16 protein-coding genes are annotated in these 17,143 nt (G+C 64.3%); 9 read left to right on the top strand and 7 right to left on the bottom strand.

Going from position 1 to position 17,143, the window contains the following annotated elements; translation table 11 throughout:
- Nucleotides 1–22: 22 nt before the first annotated feature.
- Nucleotides 23–676 (bottom strand): M90 metallopeptidase family protein, encoded by a 654-nt coding sequence (locus tag HNQ39_RS01750; RefSeq protein ID WP_184192231.1) that lies wholly within the window; start codon nt 674–676, stop codon nt 23–25.
- Between the two features lie 53 nt (nt 677–729).
- Here HNQ39_RS01750 and HNQ39_RS01745 point away from each other — a divergent pair, with 53 nt between their 5' ends.
- Complete coding sequence (locus HNQ39_RS01745; RefSeq protein ID WP_184192230.1) at nt 730–2,241, top strand: tetratricopeptide repeat-containing diguanylate cyclase; 1,512 nt, start codon at nt 730–732, stop codon at nt 2,239–2,241.
- On the opposite strand, the gene HNQ39_RS01740 is transcribed toward HNQ39_RS01745, so the two are convergent.
- The 4 genes from HNQ39_RS01740 to HNQ39_RS01725 all read right to left on the bottom strand — a co-directional run bounded on the left by HNQ39_RS01740 (nt 2,192) and on the right by HNQ39_RS01725 (nt 5,805).
- Nucleotides 2,192–2,590: a Rieske (2Fe-2S) protein gene (locus HNQ39_RS01740; RefSeq protein ID WP_184192229.1), complete on the bottom strand. Its 399-nt coding sequence runs from the start codon at nt 2,588–2,590 to the stop codon at nt 2,192–2,194. The two genes, HNQ39_RS01745 and HNQ39_RS01740, sit on opposite strands and share 50 nt — an antisense overlap.
- Complete coding sequence (locus HNQ39_RS01735; RefSeq protein ID WP_184192228.1) at nt 2,587–3,651, bottom strand: amidohydrolase family protein; 1,065 nt, start codon at nt 3,649–3,651, stop codon at nt 2,587–2,589. Before HNQ39_RS01735 ends, HNQ39_RS01740 begins: the two co-directional genes overlap by 4 nt.
- A 5-nt stretch (nt 3,652–3,656) precedes the next feature.
- Complete coding sequence (locus HNQ39_RS01730) at nt 3,657–4,604, bottom strand: BPSS1187 family protein (protein ID WP_184192227.1); 948 nt, start codon at nt 4,602–4,604, stop codon at nt 3,657–3,659.
- Nucleotides 4,605–4,782: 178 nt separating this feature from the next.
- Nucleotides 4,783–5,805 carry a Gfo/Idh/MocA family protein gene (locus HNQ39_RS01725; protein ID WP_184192226.1) on the bottom strand — a complete coding sequence of 341 codons (1,023 nt, stop codon included), beginning with the start codon at nt 5,803–5,805 and terminating at the stop codon, nt 4,783–4,785.
- A gap of 219 nt (nt 5,806–6,024) precedes the next feature.
- On the opposite strand from HNQ39_RS01725, the gene HNQ39_RS01720 reads away from it, so the two are divergent.
- Nucleotides 6,025–7,116: an NHL repeat-containing protein gene (locus HNQ39_RS01720; RefSeq protein ID WP_184192225.1), complete on the top strand. Its 1,092-nt coding sequence runs from the start codon at nt 6,025–6,027 to the stop codon at nt 7,114–7,116.
- A gap of 4 nt (nt 7,117–7,120) precedes the next feature.
- A complete protein-coding gene (locus HNQ39_RS01715; RefSeq protein WP_184192224.1) occupies nt 7,121–8,227 on the top strand; it encodes a potassium channel family protein in 1,107 nt (368 codons plus the stop codon).
- A gap of 119 nt (nt 8,228–8,346) precedes the next feature.
- Here the strand turns inward: HNQ39_RS01715 and HNQ39_RS01710 are convergent, their stop codons facing one another.
- Together HNQ39_RS01710 and HNQ39_RS01705 are read right to left on the bottom strand one after the other, a co-directional pair.
- Nucleotides 8,347–10,128: a hypothetical protein gene (locus HNQ39_RS01710; RefSeq protein WP_184192223.1), complete on the bottom strand. Its 1,782-nt coding sequence runs from the start codon at nt 10,126–10,128 to the stop codon at nt 8,347–8,349.
- A gap of 98 nt (nt 10,129–10,226) precedes the next feature.
- A complete protein-coding gene (locus tag HNQ39_RS01705; RefSeq protein ID WP_184192222.1) occupies nt 10,227–11,831 on the bottom strand; it encodes a GMC family oxidoreductase in 1,605 nt (534 codons plus the stop codon).
- 78 nt (nt 11,832–11,909) lie between these two features.
- Between HNQ39_RS01705 and HNQ39_RS01700 the strand changes: the two genes are divergently transcribed.
- The 6 genes from HNQ39_RS01700 (at nt 11,910) to HNQ39_RS01675 (ending at nt 17,142) form a co-directional block, all read left to right on the top strand.
- Nucleotides 11,910–12,854, top strand: a complete 945-nt coding sequence (locus HNQ39_RS01700; protein ID WP_184192221.1) for a D-2-hydroxyacid dehydrogenase — start codon at nt 11,910–11,912, stop codon at nt 12,852–12,854.
- Between the two features lie 168 nt (nt 12,855–13,022).
- Entirely contained in the window at nt 13,023–13,748 is a 726-nt protein-coding gene (locus HNQ39_RS30205) for a DUF4331 family protein (RefSeq protein ID WP_184192220.1), read from the top strand.
- 22 nt (nt 13,749–13,770) lie between these two features.
- A complete protein-coding gene (locus HNQ39_RS30200; protein ID WP_184192219.1) occupies nt 13,771–14,316 on the top strand; it encodes a DUF4331 family protein in 546 nt (181 codons plus the stop codon).
- A complete protein-coding gene (locus tag HNQ39_RS01685) occupies nt 14,316–15,449 on the top strand; it encodes a tetratricopeptide repeat protein (protein WP_184192218.1) in 1,134 nt (377 codons plus the stop codon). Before HNQ39_RS30200 ends, HNQ39_RS01685 begins: the two co-directional genes overlap by 1 nt.
- Nucleotides 15,446–16,165, top strand: coding sequence for a type II secretion system protein (locus HNQ39_RS01680; protein ID WP_184192217.1), 720 nt, complete (start codon nt 15,446–15,448; stop codon nt 16,163–16,165). The genes HNQ39_RS01685 and HNQ39_RS01680 overlap by 4 nt, the downstream gene beginning before the upstream one ends.
- Nucleotides 16,162–17,142, top strand: a complete 981-nt coding sequence (locus tag HNQ39_RS01675) for a HupE/UreJ family protein (protein WP_184192216.1) — start codon at nt 16,162–16,164, stop codon at nt 17,140–17,142. Before HNQ39_RS01680 ends, HNQ39_RS01675 begins: the two co-directional genes overlap by 4 nt.
- Nucleotide 17,143: the final 1 nt, after the last annotated feature.

The raw sequence follows: 17,143 nt of genomic DNA, 5'->3' as shown, positions 1-17,143 counted from the left end.
GAGGACAGCTAGACGCTCCCGTTCATGGGAGCGATGAAAATCCCCAGATTTTCTCTAAGAGCGCAAAGAGCTCGGGGTCGTGGGTCTTGAGCTGGGCTTTGTTGAAGGGGTAGAAGTCGTTGGCACCGAAGAACGCCTCTGTGCCCTCGGCGAAGTACTCCTGGACATTGGTGAGGGCGTAGGCGCGGTCCAGGCGCTTGCGTCCCTCCGAATCCTGGCGCTCGACCCGATCGTACTTGCCCCCGGCCTTGGCGTTTTTATAGGCCGCCAAGAGGCGTGGCTCGTCGTTGCCCAGCACCCGGTCGTGGTAGGCGTGGGCGAGCTCGTGGAGCACGAAGAGCGGCATGCGGCGCATCTCCGCATCGAAGTTCTTGACATCGGTGATCTCGACTCCCTTAGCCATCTCGGGGTTGCGCCCGTTGGCCCGCAGCCAGTCCGCACCGGGGTGGTACTCGGCGCGCGGCGGGGTCTTGGGGTACTCCGGCGAGAGCCAGATCGTCACTTTCTTGAGCTCCGCTAGCTGCCGAGGCGGGACAAGCTTGTTGATCGTCTTGAGCTGCGAGGTCAGCAACACCAGCGCCCAGTCCAGCGCGGCGGCGTCTTGCTGACGCAGGCGCGTGTCGATCTTGATGGTCCAGCCCTGAATCGGGCGCGTGATGTAGTCGAGAGTGGGCATTTTTTTCCTTGACGGTTTACTTCAAACGAAAATATACCAACAATTAAGGCAGAATGTCTGCCAACGACGAAGCCAAGACCCGCCGCCCCAAACCGCACCCGCAGTGCTGGAAGCGGATTGTGCGCGCGTGGGACTACATGATGCAGACCAATCTTGAGCTCGCCGAGCGCCACCTGCGCCGGGGGCTCCGGCTCGCCTACCGCCTCCAAGACCGCTCGGGGCAGGCCCACCTCATCCACGGGATCGGCTGTATCCACCTCGACCGCGGCCAGTACGCCGAGGGCCTGGAGCGCCTCCACGAGTCGCTGGCCCTCTTTGAGGAGCTCCAAGACGCCACGCACTGCGCCATGGCGCGGGGCAACATGGCCAGTATCTACACCGCGCAGCGCCTCTACACGGAGGCAGAGTTCCACTACCGCGAGGTCATACGCCTCCATGAAGAGACAGACGATCCGAACAACCTGATTGTCAGTATACAGAACCTCGGGGACGCTCTCTACCAGCAAGGGCGGTACGACGAGGCGGCGCGCTACTTTGAGCAGGCACATGCCCAGCTCTACAACGCCCCCGAGGGAGACATCAAGCGCAAGCGCATACTCGAAGGCCAGCTTCTGTACAACCTGGCGCTGATCGCCTTCCAGCGGGGGGAGCGCAAGCGGGGCTTTGCCTTGGTACGGCAGGGCCTGACGATCGCCCAGGAGACAGCCAGTCGCGATGTCGAGGTCTCTTGCCTGCTCGCCCTGGGAAAGAACGCCCCGCGTGGCCAGCGCCCCATGCTGGAGGCAGCTCTCGCCCTCGCCCAGCAAGTGGGCCGCCCCGAGCTGATTGTCGAGGTGCACGAGGCCCTGGCGGAGCTCCATAAAAAGGCGGGGCGCTGGAAACTCGCGCTGGAGGCCCGTGAGGCAGGTCTTGCCCTCCAGCAGGCGCTCTTTGGACCGCAGACCCTCCAGCGGCTGGAGCAGCTCCGGCGGGGAGAGCTCACCCGTGCCCTCGAAGAGGCGCAGCGGCTTCGCGAAGAGGCACAGCAGGCCGCCCACCGCGATAGCCTCACCGGGCTCTACAACCGGCGCTTGGTGGACCTCCAGCTCCAGCGGCAGTTTGCCACGGCGCACGAGCAAGCGCTTCCTCTCACCGTGGTCCTGCTCGATATCGACAACTTCAAGCACATCAACGATACCTTCGGCCACACGATCGGAGACCAGGTCCTCATTCGGGTCGCGGCACTCCTGCGCGAGGGAGTACGTCCCAGCGACCTGGTGGGGCGCTACGGCGGTGAGGAGTTTGTGATCGTGCTCCAGGGGCTCAAGCCCAAGGATGCCTGGCGGGTCTGCAACCGGATCCGTAAGACCATCCAAGCAGAGGACTGGCAGAGCCTCGCGCCCGGGCTTGCGGTGACAATCAGCGCCGGAGTCTGCGCGGAGCCGTCGCTACCCAGCCATGAGAAGATGCTCCAAGCCGCCGATGCTCTCCTCTACCAGGCCAAGCGCACGGGAAAGAACCGTGTGCTCCAGGCCGCTAAGCTCCGGGCAGGTGCAAGACAACCTGCGCGTGCGGGTCGACACTGACCGGGAAGGTCTCCACCGACGGCTCCACCCCCACCTCGTAGGCCTTGACACGGCAGGCATGAGGGTTGAAGATCGAGCGGCCCGTGGTGAGATCAAACTCCCAGCCGTGCCAAGGACAGCGCAGAATCTCACCGTCGCGGCCCCAGATATAGGGCTCGCCAGGCGCACTCGGGAGAGTCGTCCCCCGCACCGACCCGACACAGAGCGGCGCACCCTGGTGCGGGCAGACATTCTTGAGCGCGTAGAACGTCCCCGCGACATTGAACACCCCGATCGAGAGCCCATTGACCTCGACAATGATGCGGCTTCCCGGCGGGAGGGCACTCACGGGGCAGACAATATGCTTCATTGGGGGAGCCTCGTGAAGGTCGCGAGGGCATTGCCGTAGAGGATCTTCTCCCGTAGCGCCTCACTCTTGAGCGCCCGCAGCGAGTACCGGGGATCGTCGCCGTCCCAGTGCGGGTAGTCCGACGAGAACATCAGAAGCTCATCGCTGCCCATCATGTCGATGAGGTTCTCCAGGTGCCCTGGCTTCTCGGGCTCCTCCATCGGCTGGGTGGTCAGGCGAATGTGCCGGCGGAACACCGCGCTGGGCGGCTCGGTGAGCCAGGGGAGCTGGAGCCGGAGCGCCTTCCAGTTCTTATCGGCGCGCCAGAGCACGTGCGGCACCCAGCCAAACCCGCCCTCCGTGAGCACGACCTTGAGCTGGGGGAACTTCTGGAACACCCCCTCGGCCAGCAGCGAGACCGTGTGCGCCATGTAGCCCTGGGAGAGGTCGGTGTGCCACTCAAAGTAGGTGCGTGGCCAGCCCACCGCGGTCGGCGGCCCCGCGGTCCCCGAGCCATCCGCGCCCGGATGGAGCGAGACCGGCAGGCCCACGCGCTCCGCGGCGGCGTAGAGCGGCCAGAACTTCCGGTGGCCCGCCGGTGCGCCCAGCGCCGACGAGAGCAAGACACTGGCGATCCGGGGGTGCTCCCCGATCCGCTCGATCTCCCGCGCGGCCGCCTCGGCGTCCTGCGGCGCGACCACCATGGCGAGATAGTTGCGCGAGTCGTGCAGCCACTCGCTCTGGAGCTGCCAGTCGTTGTAGGCGCGGCAGAGAGCGCTGGCGTAGTCGCCGTCGGGGTAGGTCGCGATCGAGATGATGCTCGCCGGGTTTAAGATCGCGTAGGCGATCCCCAGCGGCTCGTAGAGCTGCTGCGCCACAAACGCGGGATCGGACGCGGGCCGGCCTCCATCGGGCGGCACGGAGTCCTCGCGCTCCACCCCAATCGGCGAGTTCCAGCCGTGGCCCGTCCCCACCGCGCGCAGTCCCTTCGCTACCTGAAAGCGCCACGGCTCGTCCAGAAACGGCAGTAGTTCCTGCACGGAGCGCCAGGTGTGGTGGACATCGGTGTCGATTACGGTCATCGTCCTCACTCCGTCGGGTGGGTAAACAAGTAGCGCCAGACATCCTCGTGGATAAACTTCCCGCTGGCGTCTTTGACCGCCGCGCCGCCGGGCATCGCCGAGCTATGCGCGCGGTCGGGGTTGCCCTTGACATCGGCGTCCGTGATCAGGCGGCGCGTGTTTCGGTACGGCGGCTTCTCTTTATCCACATTGACAATCGGCCCAAACTTCTCCAGCCCGAGCAGCTCCCAAGAGCGGGGATAGTGGTTGCCGCCCCAGCCCGCATCCAGCACGTGGCTAAAGCCAAAGTAGCGATTGGTCGGTGTCGCCGATGGTAGCGACTGCCAGGTCTCGTGCTGGTCGCGCGGGCCGCTGAGCATCACCACCCGCGCGACTTTTTGTTGCTTGGCAAACCGCGCCGCCGTGGTCGAGCCGTGGGAGATGCCCGCCAGGATCACCCGCTCCCAGCGCAGCTCGCTGCCACCGGGCGTCAGAAAGTAGTCCCAGCCTCCCTGCGGGTTCTCCTTGGCGAGCCAGCGCACCAGCACCAGCGCGCGCTCCTTGATGCTATCGGGCTTGGGAATGGTGACAACCTCGCTGACATCCTCCCCGGTGGCGGCCTCCAGACGAATCCGGCCGTTGAAGGTCGTGTCGCCCTTGGGGCCCTTGTCGCCGAACTGCCCAAACCAGCCGTTGGCGTAGTGGACCTGGATGGCGTGCAGACCGTAGCTGGTGAGCCGGTCAAAGAGCGGCATGCTGTGGCCCATGAGCCAGATCACCAGCCGCCCCCGCGGCGCGACCCGCGTGTCCACCGCGGCGTGCTCTACATCGGTCGGCTTGCCGTCCTTCTCAAAGACAAACCCAATCTCGGGGTGGGGCCTCGCACGAGGGTCGAGCTGGCTGGCACGCGCCGTGAGATCGTAGCGACGCGGCGCAGGGTCGCTGTAGGTCAGAGGGGTCTCGTTTTGTTTCATGGGATATTTTATCGCCCCGTTTTGGATCGCCCCCGTTGGAGGGGGGCGTCAACGAGCGTCGCAGGCTCCGCGACAAAGGCCTTCGGCCATCAGAGAGCCTCTGAGTTTTCTATGGCCGAAGGCCTTCCCAGCGCGAAGCGCTCGTTGACGCCCCCCTCCAACGGGGGCGATCTAAAGATCACAGCCGCACGACCTCGCCCGTGGCGGCGGACTTCAGGGCGGCGTCGATCACCTGCATCCCGGCGCGGGAGCTCTCCAGGGTCACCGCGATTGGGGCGTTGCCCGCGAGGTGCTCGGTGACATTCTCGTAGAAGCTGCGCCAGCGGCCGGGAAGGGTCGTGATCTGGCGCTCGGACTTGCCATCGTGGAGCGTGCCGTAGCTCTCCGGGGTCTCTACCGCGCTGTCGATATCGCCCGCGATCATGGCCTTCTCTTGCGGATCGAGGCCGTACTTCACAAAGGTCGCGCGGCTCCCGTGCACCCGGAAGCGCGGCTTGGAGATGGCGCTCATCCCCGAGAGATCGGCGATTCCCGTGGCCCCGTTGGCAAACGTGACCACGATCAGCGCCTCCGAGTCGATATCGCTGGCATCGTAGTCGCGGCGCAGGCGGCAGTAGACAGTCTCGGCGGGGGAGTTTTGCAGGGTCAGAAGCTGATCGACCAGGTGCGCCCCCAGATCGAAGAAGCGCCCGCCCCCCATCTCCGCCGCGCCGCGCCAGCCGCCCCACGCGCCAAAGCCCTGCCACGCCAGCTCCATCCAGCGCACGGTCCCTAGCTCGCCGCTCTGCATGAGATGCTTCACCGTGAGGTAGTCGCCGTCCCAGCGCCGGTTCTGAAAGACCGCCAGCAGCTTCTTGTTGCGCTCCGCAGCCGCGAGCATCTGGTCGCACTCCTCCAAGTTCAGGCACATGATCTTGTCGGTGACCACGTGCTTGCCCGCATCCAGCGCCGCCACCGCCTGCTCACAGTGCACCGCCGACGGCGACGCAAGCACGACCAGGTCCACGGCATCGTCCTTGAGGACATCGTCGAGCCCCTCATACGCAATACAGTGCCGGTCCCGCACGATGCGCTCACGGGTCTGCGGGTCGCGCGAGGCGATCCCATGGAGCTTCAGGCCCGGCGCCAGCCCGACTAAGTAGCTATGGAAACAGCGCCCGGCAAAGCCGTAGCCAATGACGGCAACATTGAATGGTCTCATGCCCCCCAAATTCGCGAAATATTGGGGGAAATCCTGCGTTTGTCCGGCCGATTGGAACGGCCGGACTGGAGAGCCTATGGCTACGAAGGCCGTTCCGGCCATAATTCGGCATGCCCGGAACGGGCTTCGCGGCGGAGGAACGACGCCACTGCAGACGCCGATTTCCAATCGGCGACGAAAAACGCAGGAAATTGCCGCCGCGCTGTCGAAGCAGGCGTCATGAACGAAAACGATCTTCCTCTGGAGCAGCGTGGCCTCCTGACCCGCCGCGATCTCCTTCTGAAAGCCGGGGCGACTGCAGCCGCTGCGGTGATCACCGACCTGCTTGTCTCGGGCGATGCCGAGGCCGCGCAGAACGCGCCCAAGCTGATCTTGGGGGCGGGCTCCCTGCGCTACGAGTGCATCCACGACTGGCTTGTCCCGCCCGACACCCACAAGTGGGGTGACACGCAGGGTGTCGCGCAAGACGAGAAGGGCAATATCTACATCTCCCACACAGTTGGGGGGGGTGGCAAGAGCGACGATGCGATCTATGTCTTTAGCAAAGACGGGAAGTTCCTGCGCTCGTTTGGGGCCCAGTTCAAGGGCGGCGGCCACGGGCTCGATATTCGCAAGGAGAGCGGCACCGAGTACCTCTACCACTGCGACACCGCGCACCGCAACGTGGTCAAGACCACCCTCGATGGCACGGTGCTCTGGACCAAGGGACTCAACGACCTGATCTCCGACACCGGGCGGGTCTACAAGAGCAACTCGCCGTTTATCCCCACCAATGTCGCGCTGGCACCCAATGGGGACTTCTATGTCACCGATGGCTACGGCTCGGACTACATCACGCAGTACAACATCAAGGGTGAGTTTATCCGGGTCTTTGGAGGCAAGGGCAAGGAGCCGGGCAAGGTGCTCCAGGCGCACGGGATCTGGGTGGATACCCGTGGAAAAGAGCCGCAGGTCGTGGTCGCCGACCGTGCCAATAGCCGGCTGCAGTACTTCACGATGGACGGCAAGCACATCAAGTTCGACACCGATGGCATGCGCCAGCCGTGTCACTTCCATGTGCAGGGCGATTTGCTACTGGTGCCGGACCTGCGGAGCATTGTCACCGTGCTGGGTAGGAACAACAAGGTGGCGGCGGCGCTCGGGGATGGGACAACCGTCGCCAACCTGCCGGGCCGCGGTCGGCCACGCAGTGAGTTTGTGGCGGGCAAGTTTGTGCACCCACACTCAGCGAAGTTCCTCCAGAACGGCGATATTCTCGTGGTGGAGTGGCTCCCGATTGGCCGCGTAACCCTGCTTAAGAAACTCAGCTAGCCTCATGCGGTTCCTGCTGGCCCCTCTGTGCGTTCTGGTGATTGGCAGTGTCCTACTAGAGGCCTTTGAGGGGCTGGTTCTCCCGCGCCGTATCAGCCGACCGCTCCGTGCGGTCGGCTATTTCTATAAGTGGCTCTGGCTGAGCTGGCGGCGGCTCGGGCGGCGCTTGCGTCCGGGGATGCGCGACGACTGGTTCGCGGTCTTTGGCCCGTTCTCGGTGCTGACTCTCTTTGTGGCCTGGGGAATGCTCTTGGTGGTCGCCTTCGCGGGCCTGGGCTGGTCGCTCCACCTGCCCATCAGCGCCCCAGAAGCCGTCCCCACGTTTGCAACCTACCTCTACCTCTCGGCCACCACGTTCATTACCCTCGGCTTTGGCGATGTGGCGCCGCGCACCAGCTTTGCCCGTGCCATCACGGACTGCGAGGCAGCGCTGGGTTTTGGGTTCCTCGCCATCGTGATCGCCTACCTGCCCGTGCTCTACCAGGCCTTTGCCAGGCGCGAGGTCGAGATCGGGATGCTCGATGCACGCGCCTCAACCCCGCCCAGCGCCGGCGAGCTTCTCAAGCGCATCGGCGGCTGCCCCGATCTAGGCGACCTCAAGGACACGCTCAAGAACTGGGAGCGCTGGTCTGCCGAGCTTTTAGAGAGCCATCTCTCCTACCCCTCCCTCATGTACTGGCGCTCCCAGCACGACCGGCAGAGCTGGCTGGGCACCCTCACCACCATCCTGGATACCTGCGCCCTGATTATCGCGACCCAGCCAAAAGGGGCACTGCTCTACCAAGCGCGCCTGACCTTCGCGATGGCCCGCCACGCCGCCGTGGACCTGCGCCTCGCGCTGAACCGGACTCCCGTTGTGCCGGACCGGCTCCCCGACACCGAGCAAGAAGCGCTCTTCACGCTCCTCACCGACGCCGGCATGCCTCTCGACACCTCGCCCGAGGCCCACGCGCACTTCCGGGAGCTCCGCGCCCTCTACGAGCCGCACCTTGCCGCGCTCGCGCAGTGGCTAGAGCTGACGCTCCCGACTATCGCGCCCAACCCCAACGCCCACGACCACTGGCGCATGAGCACCGACCCGTCGGGCCATTTTTTCAACATGGCCCCCTAACCCCCGCCCGGCGGGGGGCCAATGCGGTTTGGAGCGGGGCGTCAACGAGCGCTACGCGCTGGGAAGGCCTTTGCAGCCGAGGAACGAGGCTCGTTGACGCTCCCCTCTAACGGGAGCGATCAGGTCACCTCAAACTCTCTTTCTTCCACTTGCTCTGACTGCTCCAGCGGCTTGCCATCGAGGCTGCGGCGCACCCGCCAAGCGCGCTGGGGAAACTCTACGGCTCCGACCCGGAGCGCGTCGTGGGCTTCAAGCTGCGGGTGGCGGACGTAGAACCCGCCGGGAGGGAGGAGCAAGTCATCGGTTTCGTAGCTCTCTGTCTCGCTCTGGTTGATCACCACTCGCGTCTTATCGGAATAGAGCGCTTCCTCCACGAGAAAGTTGGGCGTGAGGAACGTGTGCGATGTCAGAAATGCGGGGAAGGTGAGTGCGTGAAGAATGCAAAGAATCATGGCGCAAGGACGAAGGGCAGCAATCATTTCCTCGGCTCCTTCGGTAATTCCAGTGGGTAGGGCAAAGGATGGCGGGTTTAGCCGGAGCAGGGCACTGAGAAATAGCTGAACATAGATATGATTACAACCCGAGAACTGCACCACAGAGTCTCGGTAGATAACGCTAATGAGAGGAACATTTTGAAGAACTCGATAGATGCCACGGTCGTCTCGCCAGGAGTCAACGGTGAAATCGGCGGCAATGGCAAGCCACTCCCAGCGATCCGGTTGCACGATGAGCTGAGCATGTTGCTTGAGGTTCTCCAGCTCTTGCATGTTCTGCTCGATAAAATTCCAGCGAGACGGTGCGCTCTGGTACTCGCGCCAGCGCATGGACAGGAAGGCAACCTCGCCACCAAAGCGTGCCTTGCTTTCCTCAACCGTAATAAGCTCATCATCTTTACCTACAGGGCGAAAGACGGTTTTATAATTTTGCTCTCGCGCAATGGAAAAGGCATCTACCACTAGGTTTTCAGGGACTTCGTGGTAACGGTTAAAGACCAAATTTAGCAACGCACGATCCAGCCCCAGTTCTGTTTTGAGGATATTGAGATAGGCGGGAAAGTCTTCTAAGCTGTCTCCTGCTGTATTCACTTTGATAAAGCTAGAGCCAATCAGATACTCTTTCTCGGGAGCCTCACGAATTTTCTTGCGCAACGTCATATGGTTGCGTTCGGCGATCAGCTTCTCACGGTAGGCACGTGCTATGGCCACATAGTCTCCCGCAGGAATAGGCACGATACGAATATCCAGCCGTCGGCGCTCTGGGTCGCGACGGTAAGTCCAAGAGGCGGAGACACTTCCCATTGCCGACTTTCCCAGCTCCCCGACGGCGTAGGCCGAGTCTGTCAGAAGGGCAAGAGCACTCTCGGGTTGAACGGCTCCCAGGAATGGCATTGTCAAGCTCTCCCAAACGGGAAGCTGGTCCATGCGATCCCACTCATACTGAGGGGTTTCTATGGGCAGGTAGCGCTCCGGGTAAAGTAAGGTTCCCTCCCCCAAAGGCAGTACCAGATACCCACCTTGCTCTGCATGACAGAGCCCTGGCAAGAGCCCCACACGCTCCAGCAAGTGTGTCTTGCTATCGCGGCTGGCCTCAACGGTTAATTGGATCTCTTTCGGGCCGCAGATGACATAGATATCCACAGGGACACCACCCGGTGCATCGAGGCCCAGCAAGATGCGCTTGCCCGCCGCGCCCATCTTCTCGGCGATACTGATGAGCTTGCAGTCGCCAAAATCCGTTCGGGTAATTGCGCCCGTCTCCCGCTCTTTGAGCTCAATCCAGCCGAGCGAGAGCCCGGTGCCCCAGACGGTCTTGGTGACGGTCTCGGTGAGGGAGTAGGTCAGGCTGGTGCGGTCTAAAACGAACTCATAGTCGCCAAACGCGATCCGAAAGAGGGTATTCACAGGTTGAGTGTACCTGGCCTACCCCCTAACCCCCGCCCAGCGGGGGGACAATGCGGAGCGACGGAATGAATGTCGCGGAGCGACTTTGTGGCCGCAGGTCAGGAGCGCAGCGAACTGCCCACGTTCATGTGGGCAGCGAGCCGAAACGCCAGCGCGAAGATGGTGAGCACGGGGTTGAAGCCGCCGTTGGTCACGTGGACGCTCCCATCTCCCACGAAGAGATTCTCAAAGCCATGGACGCGCCCGTTGCGGTCCACGACGCCCGCGGTGGGATCGTCGCTCATGCGGCAGGTGCCCGCTTGGTGCTGGCCGCCGGAGAGATACGGCGTGGTCGGGGGGCCGCCCCAGACTTGTTTTGCGCCCGATGCCTGTAGCCACTCGACCGCTTTCTTCTGGAGAAACTGCCCCGTGCGGATGGTCTCCGGGTGGGTCGCGCCCGAGAGCCGCGCGACAGGAAGGCCCCAGCGGTCTTTGACGATTGGGTCGAGGGTGATGCGGGCATCGGGGGAGGGAATGTCCTGCACGGGGCCCTTGATGTCCGAGAGCTTGCGGTAGTTTTGGCGCAGCCAGTCCTTCGCCTCTTTTCCCCAGGTCGGGACGCCCGGTGCGCGGTAGCGCTTCCAGGCGATAATCGGCAGCAGGATAAACTCATCGGCGAGCATCCCGCCCCCGATAATGCCCTCGCTCTGATTGCCGTGGCTCCACTCCGTGGTTGCCGTGGTGACGCCCGGGCCGAGGCCATCCCAGATCTCGCCGTCAAAGAGCGCCGTGGCCCCGACATAGACATGCCCTTGCAGGTGCCGCCCGACCTGGTCGTTGCCGATCCCCGAGAGCTGTAAGAGCCGCGCCGACTCAATCGCACCCGCCGCCACGACGATTTGTTCCGCCGTCACGGTCTTGGCCTCATCGCCGATAAAATAGGTCACCCCGCTGGCGCGCTTGCCATCGTGGTGGATCTTGGTCGCCATCGCGCCGGTCTGTAGGAAAAGCCGTCCCGTGAGCTTGCCGCGCGCGATCAGCGTGTTCTGCGAGCCGTTTTTCGCATCGACCGGGCAGGCAAACCCGACACAGTGCTGGCAGCGGGTACACGCCGGCCGCCCAAGGTACTCAGTCGAGTTGATCGCCAAGGGCACAGGGAGTGTCCGCCAGCCCAGCGCCTCTGCGCCCTTGCGGTAGGTCGCGCCTTGCTTGGTGACCGCCATCGGGGGCATCGGGTAGTCGCGTTTGTACTCCGGCAGGTGCCACATCGCGCTGGCTTGGCCGCACACCCCGATCTCGTGCTCCGCTTGCTCGTAGAACGGCGCGAGCTCGGCATAGTCGAGGGGCCAGTCCGCCAGCGATGAGCCGTCGGGGATGCCATAGGTGGAGGCCATCTTAAAGTCCAGGGGGTGAAAGCGCCACGCCTGCGCCCCGTAGACCCGCGTCCCGCCGCCCACAATCGCCGCATTGGCGTGGTAGCCACCGTCCCAGGGCGCGACCGTGCGATTCTGAGCAACCCTTGGGTGATCGCTGTCCGGCCCCGCGTTGTGCCCATAGTGCGAGAGGCGCTGGTTTCGGAGGTGGTCCCGCCCCACTTCCTCAAAGCCCGGCTCCCCACCCCGCTCCAGGAGCAGCACCCGCCGCCCCGCCTCCGCCAGCAGCCCCGCCACGGTTCCGCCTCCCGCACCGGAGCCAATGACGATCACATCGTAGTCGCATCTCATGCGCTTAGGTTCGCGCCTTGGCGGTTAACCTCCTCTTGCCACCCGTCGGATCGGGGGTTTGCCGGGTACAATTCGGGCATGCATGTTCTCTGCCTCTCCACCAACCCCGCGCTCCAGGCTGCTCTCACCGAGGCGCTCGGCGAGTCCGTCGTCCTGCACTTCTGTGACCCGAAGGCCCCCGACGAAAAAGCGCTCGCCGAGGCGGAGCTCGTGGTCACGGCAAAGCTGGAGCCGGAGCTGCGGGCGCGCCTGCCCAAGCTCAAGGTGGTGCAGATCACCAGCGCGGGGGTGGATGGCAAGCTCTACCCGGAGATCTTTGCGGATGGTGTCCAGGTCGTCACGGGCTCCGATGTCCACGCCAGCGCCTGCGCTGAGCACGTCCTGGCGCTGATGCTCGCGGTCGCGCGGCAGATTCCGGCCAGCGTCCTGGCACAGAAAGAGAAGCACTGGGGCGTCGCGTCGTCGGGGTTCCAGCTAGAGGGAAAGACGGTCGGGATTGTGGGGGCGGGGAAGATCGGGCAGGGAATCGCCACCCGCTGCAAGGCCTTTGGCATGAACACGATCGGCCTGCGCCGCAACCCGGAGCTCCCCGCGGAGGGCTTCGATGTGGTCCTGCCGCACCTGCAGTACCACGAGCTGATCCTGCGAAGCAACATGGTTGTCCTCGCGCTCCCCCTCACACCCTCGACACGCTGGTTCTTCGGCGAGGACGAGATCGAGATCATCCAGAAGGGGAGCTACCTGTTCAATATCGGGCGGGGCGGGCTGATCGACGAGAAGTATGTCTGGAAGGCGCTGAAGAATAAGTGGCTCGCAGGCGCGGGTCTGGATGTCTTTGAGGACGAGCCGCTGCCGGAGAACTCGCCGTGGTGGGAGCTGGATAACGTGGTCATCACCCCCCATATCGGCGGGGTCACCGACACGCTCGCCGAGCGCCTCGCGGCACTCGTGGCCGAGCAAGTGCGCCGGATGCAGGCCGGTGAGCCGCTGAAAAACACCGTCAGCCCCGAGTTTGGCTACTAAGAAGTGCAGTTGTTCACAGCGCAGTGAGCAAAAAGTGAGCAGTTTTTGGTCTGGGGAGTGACTACCCCATGGCCCTAAACTCCAAGGAACCGAAGCAGCGAACCTGTATCTGAGGTTAGCAGCAGAGCCCTCACTAAGAGAGAGCTCGGAAATTCCAGGAGTATGGTCATGAAATCACTCACCAAGCGCTCACTTGCCCTCATGGGAGGCGCGCTTATCGTCACTGCAGGGTGGCTCGGGGTCCGTCAAGCACGGGGCTCGGACCACGCCGATACCCCCCAGATCGCGGCCGCCCCCGGCACCGACCTGACGGATGTCTTTGTCTTCCCCAGCCCGACCAATAGCAACAATGTCGTGCTGGCGATGTGTGTCTCCCCGCTGATCCCCAGCGGTGGCACCCGCGCCTTCGATCCCGATGTCCTCTACCAGTTCAAGATCGACAACACCGGCGACAATGTCGAGGACCTGGTGATCCAGGCACGCTTCGAGGGAGTCGGCACCGACCAGAAGGTCTTTATCTCCGGCCCGGTCGTCCCGCCGCGCACCGGCACGATGAGCGAGGCCACCACGCCCTACGCCACCAGCGGTGTCTTCAACGGGACTTTTACGCCCACCAGCGGCATGCAGGTCTTTGCCGGTGTCCGTGAGGACCCATTCTTCTTCGACCTGGAGCAGTTCTTCACCATTCTGCCCGACCGCGCCACCCCCATCACCGGCACCGCGGTCCCCCTCGCCGATGCTAACAAGCCCAAGGCCACTACCTGGCGCGCCGCGGGCTCGGCCAAGGACTTTTTAGCCGGCTACAACGTCCTCTCGATTGTCGTGGAGCTTCCCAAGAGCGCCCTCAAGAGCTCCAGTGGCAAGATCGCGGTCTGGTGCACCACCAGCAAGTAACTCTCACGGAGAATTAATAACGATGAAACAACTCTTTTTACTGATACCGATTGCCGTGCTTGCGGGCTGCGGCGGTGTCTCCCGAAATCCCCAGACCTTCCTGCAAGTGGATCGCCTGGCACGCCCCGCGGTCAACGAGGTCTTTGCCACCGTCGCGGGAGACCGGCACAAGGTCAACGATGAGAACAACCCCACCGACGACGCTGGCCAGCTCGCCAACGATATCCAGGGCTTTATGACCGGCACCGCGGGGCGCTCCCAGGCGATCACCAACGTGGTCAAGGCGGTTCTTGTCCCCGATGTGCTGGTCGCAGACCTGAACCAGACCGACTCGGCGGCCTACCTCGGCGCGGAGACGGGCGGGGCGACCGGGGGGAAGTTCGGCGGGCGCAAGCTCACCGACGATGTCGTGGATATCTCGCTGGGGGTGATCTTTGGGGGGACAGTTCCCGCTCTAGGGCTGGCTCCCGATGACAACAAAGAGATCCCGACCCTGACCAGCGACAATGTGGGGGCGAGCGGGAAGCGCTTCACGAGCACCTTCCCCTACCTGGGAGCACCACGCTAGTGCGACGCGGGATCGCCCATGTGCTGGTCTTTGCCGTAGGGGGCTTTGTCTGGGCCGGGAAGCACCTCGCGCCCCAGGCCCCCACGCCGAGGCCCCACCCCCATGTCCCCTACGACCCGACGGAGGTGGAGCGGAGTGTCCGGTTTCTCGAAGCCCGCGCCCTCTCCGACCCGCAGGGTGCCACGGGACTCGCGATGCTGGCCAGTGCCTACCTGCGCCGGCAGAGCGAGGGGGGCGATCCCGACGATCTCCTCCGGGCCGAGGCGAGCGCTCGTCGCTCGCTCTCGGTGCGGAGCCACAACAACCCCATCGGCCACTGGGCGCTTGCCAAGGCGCTCATGGGGCGCCATGCCTTCACCGAGGCGCACGCAGTGGCTCTGAAGCTCGGCGATGGTGCCCTCGCGGCGGAGTGCGATATCGAGCTAGGCAACTACGATAGAGCGCGCCAGCTCCTGGCCGAGGCGGCATCGCGCCGCCCCAACGATCCCGTGGTGCGCGTCCTCCAAGCCCGCCTCTGGGAGCTCGTGGGAAAGGTCCAGCTCGCCGAGGACGCCTACCGGAGCGCACTCCAGCTCATCGAGGCCCACTTCGAGGCCTCCGCTCCCAGCCGCGCCTGGTTCCACGACCGCCTCGCGACCTTTCTGGCGACCCAAGGCCGCTTCACCGCCGCCCAGAGCGAGTTTGAGGCCGCTCGGGACGCCTACCCCGACGACCGCCACGCCACGCTCGGGCTAGCCCAGCTCGCCGCCGACCAGGGCAATACCGCCGAGGCCAAGAAGCTCGCCGCCACCGTCGCGCTCCCCGAGGCCAGCATGCTCCTCTACAAGCTCGGCGACACGTCGCAGTGGGAGCGGATCACGTCGGAGGCCAGCGGCCGGCATGTCCACGGCCGCGCCCTCGCCCTGTTCTTCGCCGACACGGGCAGGAATAGCGAAGAGGCGGTGCGCCTGATGCGCGCCGACGGGAAGCAGCGCCAGGATATCTACACCGCCGATGCCCTCGCCTGGTCGCTCTACCGAGCGGGGCAGAAGGCCGAGGCCCAGACCTACGCCCGCCTCGCTCTCGCCACCGGAACCCGCGACCGGCTTATTGTCGGCCACGCCCAGCAGATCCTCTCGGAGAAAGCGCCATGAATCCACGACGCGCCTTTACGCTCATTGAGCTACTTACCGTCATCGCCATTATCGCGGTTCTCGCCGCCATTCTCTTTCCCGTTTTTTCTCAGGCACGTGCCAAGGCGCGGCAGCTCAGCTGTCTCTCGAACCAGCACCAGCTGGGGATGGCGGCCCGGATGTACATGACCGACAACGACGGTAGCCTCTTCCACCACCACGAGGAGTGGGTGCTCGACGATGGCTCGACCGTTCAACAGCTCCCGCAGAGCATCGACTCTTGTGCAGGAGGAGGCTTTGGCAACAGCCACGCCGAGGCACCCTGGCTCGGTGCGCTGACGCCGTACTTAAAAAGCACCCAAGTGGCCCAGTGCCCCGAGGCTCCCACCGGCCAGAGCTACCTGCTCAACTCTATCTTCACCCACAAGTCCTGCCGCTACGCGCTGGAGGGCGTCCTAGGCGACTTCGCCTCCGAGCCGCTGGTGGCCGCGCTTCCCAACCCCAACCTGATCCTCTTCTCCGAGCGCAATGCAGCCAACACGCCCGATCAGGACGACTACGACACCTGGGTCGGGGAGCCTGCGCTGGTGGAGTGGCTCCAGTACAACCGGCATAGCGACGGCGCAAACTATACCTACACCGACGGCCACGCGCGCTGGCTTCGCTGGAGCCGTGCCCGCCTCGACCAGTTCCCCGACCATGTTGTCCGTCGCCCCTTAGAGGAACCGCTCCCATGAAACGCCTCACGCTCGGCTTGCTCTTGCTCCTCCTGACGGCGCTCCCCAGCCTTGCCCACGACCCGCGCTATAGCAGTATCATCCTGCACCTAGAGACCAACCAGCTACGGATTAGCCTAGTCGCCCCCGTGGGAAAAGAGGTGGGCCTGCGCCAGCGCCTCGTGCTGGAGGCCGACGGCAAGCCCGTGGTCACGGAGGGCGAGAGCCTGCTCCCCGACCCAAGCAACCGCACCGTCTTGCTGGATACCTACGCCGCCGTGGCGCGCCCGCGGCAGCTCTCGGTTGGCAAGCGCCTCTTCCCCGAAGACCCGCAGAGCCGGACGATTGTCATGCTCTACTCACGCGGGAGCCTGGTGCGTGAGGAGGTGCTTGATGCGGCGCACCCGAGCTTTACTTGGACAGACCAGCAGGCCCCGGAGTCGGCGCTCTCCGTGGCGCGGCGCTTTGTTGTAGAGGGAGTCTCGCACATCTTCTCCGGCCCGGACCATGTCTTGTTCATTGTCGGGCTGCTCTTGTTGGGCGGCTCGCTGCGGCAGCTCGTTAAGATCGCGACCGCGTTCACTCTGGCGCACTCGGTCACCCTCTGCCTCGCCGCCACCAAGACCGTCACTCTCTCGCCGTCGATTGTGGAGCCCCTGATCGCGCTCTCGATTGTAGCCGTGGGGGTGGACAACCTCCTCACCAAGCCGGGGGAGCGCGATGTGCGTGCCTGGATGGCGCTGGGCTTTGGCCTGATCCATGGCTTTGGGTTTGCGAGCGCCCTCGCCGAGGTCGGGCTTCCCAAGCAGGCGCTGGGGCTCTCGCTGGGCGCGTTCAATGTGGGGGTGGAGCTGGGGCAGCTCGCGATTGTCCTGGCGGTTGCTCCGGCGCTAGCGCTTCTAAACCGAAAAGCGCCCCGTGCGGGCCGCCGGGCCGTGCTTGCGGGCACCGTGACCGTAATTCTCCTCGGGGCGCTCTGGTTCTTGCAGCGGATCTAGG

Source organism: Armatimonas rosea (assembly GCF_014202505.1).
Classification (GTDB): Bacteria; Armatimonadota; Armatimonadia; order Armatimonadales; family Armatimonadaceae; genus Armatimonas; species Armatimonas rosea.
Note: the sequence above shows the minus strand (reverse complement) of the source record. Positions and strands in the feature narration are given on the sequence as shown.